This is a genomic window from Sphingopyxis sp. LC81, assembly GCF_000756375.1.
In the GTDB taxonomy this organism is placed as follows: domain Bacteria; phylum Pseudomonadota; class Alphaproteobacteria; order Sphingomonadales; family Sphingomonadaceae; genus Sphingopyxis.
Map to the genome: position 1 here is coordinate 42,273 of NZ_JNFD01000043.1, position 7,220 is coordinate 49,492.

Annotated in this window: 6 protein-coding genes and 1 pseudogene; all 7 read left to right on the forward strand. The window is 65.7% G+C overall.

Annotated features, from left to right (window positions below; all coding sequences use genetic code 11):
• The first annotated feature begins 73 nt into the window (after window positions 1-73).
• Window positions 74-1,282, forward strand: coding sequence for an ADP-forming succinate--CoA ligase subunit beta (gene sucC / locus FG91_RS18870; RefSeq protein ID WP_037518170.1), 1,209 nt, complete (start codon window positions 74-76; stop codon window positions 1,280-1,282).
• 113 nt (window positions 1,283-1,395) lie between these two features.
• Window positions 1,396-2,145 (forward strand): electron transfer flavoprotein subunit beta/FixA family protein, encoded by a 750-nt coding sequence (locus FG91_RS18875; protein ID WP_037518173.1) that lies wholly within the window; start codon window positions 1,396-1,398, stop codon window positions 2,143-2,145.
• Window positions 2,142-3,071: an electron transfer flavoprotein subunit alpha/FixB family protein gene (locus FG91_RS18880; protein ID WP_037518176.1), complete on the forward strand. Its 930-nt coding sequence runs from the start codon at window positions 2,142-2,144 to the stop codon at window positions 3,069-3,071. The genes FG91_RS18875 and FG91_RS18880 overlap by 4 nt, the downstream gene beginning before the upstream one ends.
• A 12-nt stretch (window positions 3,072-3,083) precedes the next feature.
• Window positions 3,084-4,424 carry a DUF389 domain-containing protein gene (locus tag FG91_RS18885; protein WP_037518179.1) on the forward strand — a complete coding sequence of 447 codons (1,341 nt, stop codon included), beginning with the start codon at window positions 3,084-3,086 and terminating at the stop codon, window positions 4,422-4,424.
• Between the two features lie 92 nt (window positions 4,425-4,516).
• A complete protein-coding gene (locus FG91_RS18890) occupies window positions 4,517-5,797 on the forward strand; it encodes a serine hydrolase domain-containing protein (protein WP_037518182.1) in 1,281 nt (426 codons plus the stop codon).
• A 53-nt stretch (window positions 5,798-5,850) separates the two neighbouring features.
• Entirely contained in the window at window positions 5,851-6,843 is a 993-nt protein-coding gene (locus tag FG91_RS18895; protein ID WP_052187907.1) for a cupin-like domain-containing protein, read from the forward strand.
• 113 nt (window positions 6,844-6,956) lie between these two features.
• A pseudogene (locus tag FG91_RS18900) lies at window positions 6,957-7,220 on the forward strand (phosphotransferase family protein); the annotation flags it as partial.

Consider the following 7,220-nt stretch of genomic DNA (forward strand, 5'->3'; position numbering starts at 1 on the left):
AATTGGCGCCGAACTTGTGCTTAGGCGGCGCCGATCCTCTCCCCTTCCAGAGTCGAAAGGCCCGGCAGACCTCATGAACATCCACGAATATCAGGCAAAAGAACTGCTCGCGAAATTTGGCGTCGCCGTGCCCAAGGGCATTGCCGCGATGAGCGTCGAAGAGGCCGTCGCGGCCGCGAAGCAGCTCCCCGGGCCGCTCTATGTCGTCAAATCGCAGATCCACGCCGGTGGCCGCGGCAAGGGCAAGTTCAAGGAACTCGGCCCCGACGCGAAGGGCGGCGTCCGCCTTGCCAAGACCATCGAGGAAGTCGAAGCGCATGCCAAGGATATGCTCGGCAACACACTGGTGACGATCCAGACCGGCGACGCCGGCAAGCAGGTCAACCGCCTCTACATCACCGACGGCGCCGACATTAAGCAGGAATTTTACCTCGCTTTGCTCGTCGATCGCGCCACCAGCCGTATCGCGGTCGTCGCCTCGACCGAAGGCGGCATGGACATCGAAACCGTCGCGCACGACACGCCCGAAAAGATCCACACGATCGTCGTGGACCCCGCCACCGGCCTCCAGCCGCACCACGGCCGCAGCGTCGCCGCGGCGCTCGGCCTGTCGGGTGATCTCGCCAAGCAGGCGGCCAAGGTTCTTGCGGGCCTCTACGCCGCGTTCCTCGGCACCGACGCCGAACAGATCGAAATCAACCCGCTCGCCGTCTGCGAAGGCGCGAACGGCGACGAACTGCTCGTGCTCGACGCCAAGGTGGCGTTCGACGGCAACGCGATGTTCCGCCACAAGGATCTCGCCGATCTCCGCGACCTGACCGAGGAAGACCCGGCCGAGGTCGAGGCGTCGGAATATGACCTCGCCTACATCAAGCTCGACGGCAACATCGGCTGCATGGTGAATGGCGCCGGTCTCGCGATGGCGACGATGGACATCATCAAGCTCAACGGCGAATTCCCCGCCAACTTCCTCGACGTCGGCGGCGGCGCTTCGAAGGAAAAGGTCACCGCGGCGTTCAAGATCATCCTCAAGGACCCCGCCGTGAAGGGCATCCTCGTCAACATCTTCGGCGGCATCATGAAGTGCGACATCATCGCCGACGGCATCGTCGCCGCGGCGAAGGAAGTGAACCTCTCGGTCCCGCTCGTCGTCCGCCTCGAAGGCACGAACGTCCAAGAAGGCAAGGACATCCTCGCCAATTCGGGCCTGCCGATCGTTGCGGCCAATGATCTGGGCGACGCGGCAAAGAAAATCGTCGCCGAGGTGAACAAGGCGGCGTGAAAATCCAACCCTCCCTCGCACCCGCGAGGGAGGAGTAGGGACTGCTAGTTGACGTTTACGTAAACGCCAATTATGGCGCAGTGCACAATTTTTCGAGAGGAGCTGTCGAAGCTATGAAAATCCTCGTCCCCGTAAAGCGGGTGCTCGATTATAACGTCAAGCCGCGGGTCAAGGCCGACGGCACGGGCGTTGACCTGGCCAATGTGAAGATGTCGATGAACCCGTTCGATGAGATCGGCGTCGAAGAAGCGATTCGCCTGAAGGAAAAGGGCGTCGCGACCGAGATCATCGCGGTTTCCGTCGGCCCGGCCAAGGCGCAGGAAACGCTGCGCACCGCGCTCGCGATGGGCGCCGACCGCGCAATCCTCGTCCAGACCGATGACGCCGTTGAGCCGCTCGCGCTCGCGAAGATCTTCAAGGCGATCGCCGATGCCGAACAGCCGGGTCTCGTGATCCTCGGCAAGCAGGCGATCGACGACGACAACAACCAGACCGGCCAGATGCTCGCTGCACTCACCGGCTGGGCGCAGGGCACCTTCGCCAGCGCGGTCAACGTCGATGGCGATAGCGTCAATGTGACGCGCGAAGTCGACGGCGGCCTCGAGACGGTGAAGCTGAAACTTCCCGCGATCGTCACCACCGACCTTCGTCTGAACGAGCCGCGCTACGCGTCGCTGCCGAACATCATGAAGGCAAAGTCGAAGCCGCTCGATACCAAGTCGCCCGCCGATTACGGCGTCGATACGGCGCCGCGCGTCAAGACGCTCAAGGTTTCGGAACCGCCCGTCCGCTCGGCCGGCGTCAAGGTCGCCGATGTCGATGAACTGGTTGCCAAGCTCAAAGCGCTGGGAGTGCATTCATGAAAACTCTGGTTTGGGTCGAACATGACGGCAGCGCCGTCAAGGACGCCACGCTCGCCGCGGTGACCGCCGCCGCGAAGCTCGGCGAAGTCCACCTCCTCGTCGCCGGTAGCGGCGTCGATGGCGTCGCCAAGGAAGCCGCGCAGATCGCCGGCGTGGGCAAGGTGCATGTCGCCGACAACGCCGCTTTCGGTCACAACCTGCCCGAAAATGTCGCACCGCTCGTCGCCGACCTCATGGGTTCGCACGATGCATTCGTTGCGCCCGCGACGACCACCGGCAAGAATATCGCGCCGCGCGTCGCCGCCTTGCTCGACGTGATGCAGATTTCGGAAATCCTGTCGGTCGAAGGTCCGAAGACCTTCACCCGTCCGATCTACGCCGGCAACGCGATCGCGACCGTCGAGAGCAGCGACGCGAAGCTCGTTCTCACCGTTCGCGGCACCGCCTTTGAAAAGGCTGCCACCTCGGGCGGTTCGGGCGCGGTCGAAGCCGTCTCGGCTGGCGGCGATACCGGCATCTCGAGCTTCGTCGGCGCCGAAATCGCCAAGTCGGAGCGTCCCGAGCTGACCTCGGCGAAGATCATCGTGTCAGGCGGCCGCGCGCTCGGTTCGAGCGAGAAGTATGAGGAAGTCATCGTACCGCTCGCCGACAAGCTCGGCGCCGCGCTCGGTGCTTCGCGCGCCGCGGTCGATGCGGGTTATGTCCCCAACGACTATCAGGTCGGCCAGACCGGCAAGATCGTCGCGCCGCAGGTCTATTTCGCGATCGGCATCTCGGGCGCGATCCAGCATCTCGCCGGGATGAAGGATTCGAAGACGATCGTCGCGATCAACAAGGACGAAGACGCCCCGATCTTCCAGGTCGCCGACTTCGGCCTCGTCGCCGATCTCTTCAATGCCGTTCCCGAACTGACCGGCAAGATCTAACCGGCAGCTGCAGTGGCCGGTAACCATCCCGGAGTGCCCGGACTGGGCGACGCGCCGTTCAATGCCGGCGGTCGCCGCGCGGCGCGGAACGCGGACCATCACGATGCGGTCGAGGGCGACGACGCCCTCGACCGCTCGTTGATTCTGGCGAGCGTTGCGCGCGATGCGCGGCTCGACAAGAAATTCCTCCTGCTGACCATCCTCGCGGCGATGATCGCCACGCTGGGCCTGCTGCAAAGCTCGACCGCGGTCGTCATCGGCGCGATGCTCGTGTCGCCGCTGATGGGGCCGATCATGGGGGTTGGCTTCGGCCTTGCGACCCTCGAAACCAATCTGATTCGCCGCTCGCTCGTGACGCTCGCCGCGGGCATGGCGGTCGCGGTGCTCGTCGCGATGCTGATCATCTGGCTGTCGCCGATCAAGGACGTCACCCCCGAACTTCGCGCGCGGACCCAGCCCACCCTGCTCGACCTCGGGGTCGCGGTGGTTGGCGGGATTGCCGGCGTCTATGCGATCATGCGCAAGCTGTCGGGGGTGATGGTCGGCGTTGCGATTGCGACCGCGCTGGTGCCGCCGCTGTCGACCGTCGGCTTCGGCCTCGCGACGGGCCGCCTCGATTTCGCACTCGGCGCGGCGCTCCTCTTCCTCACCAACACGCTCGCCATCGCCTTTGCCGCGACGATCGTCGCGCGCCTCAATCATTTTGGGCCGTCGCTGACGCCGCAGCATACGGCGATGCAGGTCGTGGGCATCGCCCTGACGCTCGGCATATTGTCGATCCCGCTCGCGCTCACGCTCAACAGCCTGGCGGGCGAAGTCCGCGCGCGGTCGGTGGTCCAGACCGAACTGCGCGCCATGCTCGGCGAAAGCGACCGCGTCGACAGCCTCAACGTGCGGATGGAACATGACGCCATCGCGGTCGATGGCGTCGTGCTGGTCGATCGCTATGCGGGCCGGCTCGATACGCAACTCGCGGCGAAGATCGGCGCCGAGCTGGGTCGCGAGGTGCACGTCAATATCGTCCAGCTGCGGCAGCAGACCAACGCCGCGGTGCAGGTCGAGGAACAGCTCAATCGCCGTCTCGCCGCGCTCGAACAGCGCGATGAGGACAGCCGCGCAATCCTCGCCGGCCTGACCGTCGGTGAATTGCTGCCGCGCGAACGGGTGCTGGTCGACGGGCAGGCGCGCCGTGTCATCGTCCAGCGCGACCGCGAGGCAGAGGGCGAGCAGGTCGCCGCCGCGATCGACCGCATCATGGCTTCGGTACAGGCGGACCATCCGCAATGGCTGATCCAGAACGGAAGCCTCACGGCCGCAGAGGCGCCCGCGGCGGAAACAGCCGCGACCGAATAACCCTGCGCAGACCTATTCGGGTTGACCTGTGGCGCCCGATCCCATGTGATGTGCGCCGAACCCGGCGGACGGCCGGGCAGGGGAGAGGCGATATGCGCGGCAAGCGACTGGCGTTGGCGATGATGATGGCGAGTGCGGGCGTGGCGGCGATCGCTCCGCCGTTCCATGCACAGGCAGCGCCGCGCGAAGCGGTGACGATCGACAAGGCGCGGATCGATGCCGCGCTGAAGGCGATGATCGCCGACGGCCGCGCTGCGGGCAGCTCGGCGCTGATCTGGCAGGACGGGCGCGAAGTCTATTTCGGCAGCGCCGGCATGGCCGACCGCGACGCGAAGCGCCCGATGCGCCGCGACACGATCGCGCAAATCTATTCGATGACCAAGCCCGTGACCGGCGTCGCGCTGATGCAGCTCTGGGAGGCGGGCAAGTTCCGCCTCGACGACCCGCTCGCCAAATATCTCCCCGAATATGCGAATATGCGCGTCTATGCCGGGAAGGACACCGCGGGCCAGCCGCGCTATGTCGCGGCCGAACGCCCGATCACCGTCCGCGACATCCTGCGCCACACTGCGGGTTTCGCCTATGGCGCCGGACCGACGCCCGCACACGACGCCTATGTCGCCGCCGAACCGCTCGCGCTGGCGATTCCGCTTGCCGAAGCGAGCAAGCGACTGGCGACAGTGCCGCTGCTGTACCAGCCCGGCACCCAGTGGGAATATAGCATCGCGGTCGATGTGCAGGCGGCGCTCGTCGAGAAGCTCTCGGGCCAGCCCTTCGCGGCCTATGTCCAAACCCATATCTTCGAACCGCTGGGGATGCGGGAGACCGCGTGGCGCCAGCCCGACGCGCGGCTGCCGCGCTTCGCGGCGATGAATGTGAAGAAGGATGGCAAGCTGATCCAGCAAGCCGCGGCCGAGGCGCAGGTGCTGAATTTCAGGGATCATGCGCTGACCCCCGGCGGCTTCGGCCTCGCCTCCACCCTCGACGATTATCAGCGCTTCGCCCGGATGTTGTTGAACAAGGGGGAACTCGATGGCGCGCGCATCCTCAAGCCTTCGACCGTCAAGCTGATGGCGACCGACCAGCTCGACCCCGCGATCAAGGAACGCGCGTGGCTCCCCGGCAAGGGCGCGGTCGGCTTCGGTTTCGACTTCGCGGTGCGCAAATCGCCGCCGCAGACGTCACAGGAAAATCGCGGCGCGACGGGCGAATATTTCTGGGACGGCATGGCCTCGACCCTCTTCTGGGTCGATCCGGCGAACAAGCTGACCGCGGTCTTCTTCGTCCAGACCATTCCTTATGACGGCACCCTCCACCGCGATTTTCGCGCTGCCGTCTATGGGCTGGACTATAAGGGACCGGCGGGCGATTAGCCTGTCATCCTTTTGTCATCGCGATGTCCTTGAGCGGCGCGAGGAGTTTTCAGATGTCCCAGCCCGACAAACGCACCCTGCTCGCCGAAGGCCTTGCGGCCGGCGATGACGATAGCGCGCTCCACGCGCGCCTCGCCGCCGCGGGCGTGTCGGCGGCGGCGGCGAAATATGAGGTCGACCGGCTGGCGAAGGATCCGATGGCGGCGATGCTGCGGCGGCAGGCGGCGCGGATGGCGAAGCAGGGCTGGCTGCTCGCCAATCAGGAACGGCTGGCGCGCGAGGCCGAGGGCGGCTTCGCGCTCGACACGCTCGCTGCGCCCGATGCCGAGCATTTCTATCGCCACTATTATGAGGTCAACCGGCCCGCGAAGCTGACGGGCATCGTCGATCATTGGCCCGCGCTGGCGCGCTGGTCGCTCGACCATTTCGCCGCGGCCGCGGGCGATGCCGTGGTCGAGGCGCAGGTCGAGCGCGAGCGCGACCCCGACTATGAGCTGGCGAAGGACGATCACCGCCGCCTCGTCCGTTTCGCCGAACTGATCGACTGGCTCCGCAAGGACGAGGCGAGCAACGACATTTACCTCACCGCTTACAACAGCGGAGCCAACGCCGCGGCGCTCGCTCCCTTGTGGGACGATATGGCGCCGATCGCGCTGCTCGACGATACGCGCCCGCGCGACGGCTTTTTCTGGCTCGGACCCAGGGGCACGCTGACCCCCTGGCACCATGATCTCACCAACAATCTGCTCGTGCAGGTGATCGGGCGCAAGCGCGTGCGGATGGCGCCGCCATGGGCGTTCGCGCGGATGCGCAACAGCCGCCATTGCTTCTCCGACTGGGGCAATGAGGCGCTGCCCGCCGGCCATGGTGATGCGGCCGTACCGCCGGTACTCGAAACAATCATCGGCCCGGGCGAAGCGATCTTCCTTCCCGTCGGCTGGTGGCATCAGGTCGAAGCGCTCGACCTGTCGGCGAGCATGAGTTTCACGAGCTTTCGCCGGCCCAACACGCATGTCGAGGACTATGCATCATGGGGCGATTTGTGACGGTCTAGCGGATTTGGCGCTCCTTGAGGCGGTGTTTTCGCTTTCTTGGTCCGTACCTATCCTGACGCGATTGGCGGCTTGCGCTCATCGGCCCAAGACCGCACGATCCCCGCATGACGGTTCTTCCTGACTTGCTCCCGGCCTTGATGGCGCGCGTCGCCGGCCCCGGCGTTTTGTCGGGCCTGACGCGCTTGTCGGGCGGCGCGAACATGGAGAGCTTCGCGTTCGATTGGGCGGGGGAAGGCTATGTGCTGCGGCGTGCGCCGTCGGCGGATTATATGGCGGACCGTCCGTTCGGCCATGTCGACGAGGCGGCGCTGGTGATGGCGGCGTTTGATGCGGGGGTGAAGGCGCCCGAGGTGGTCGGCGTGCTCGCG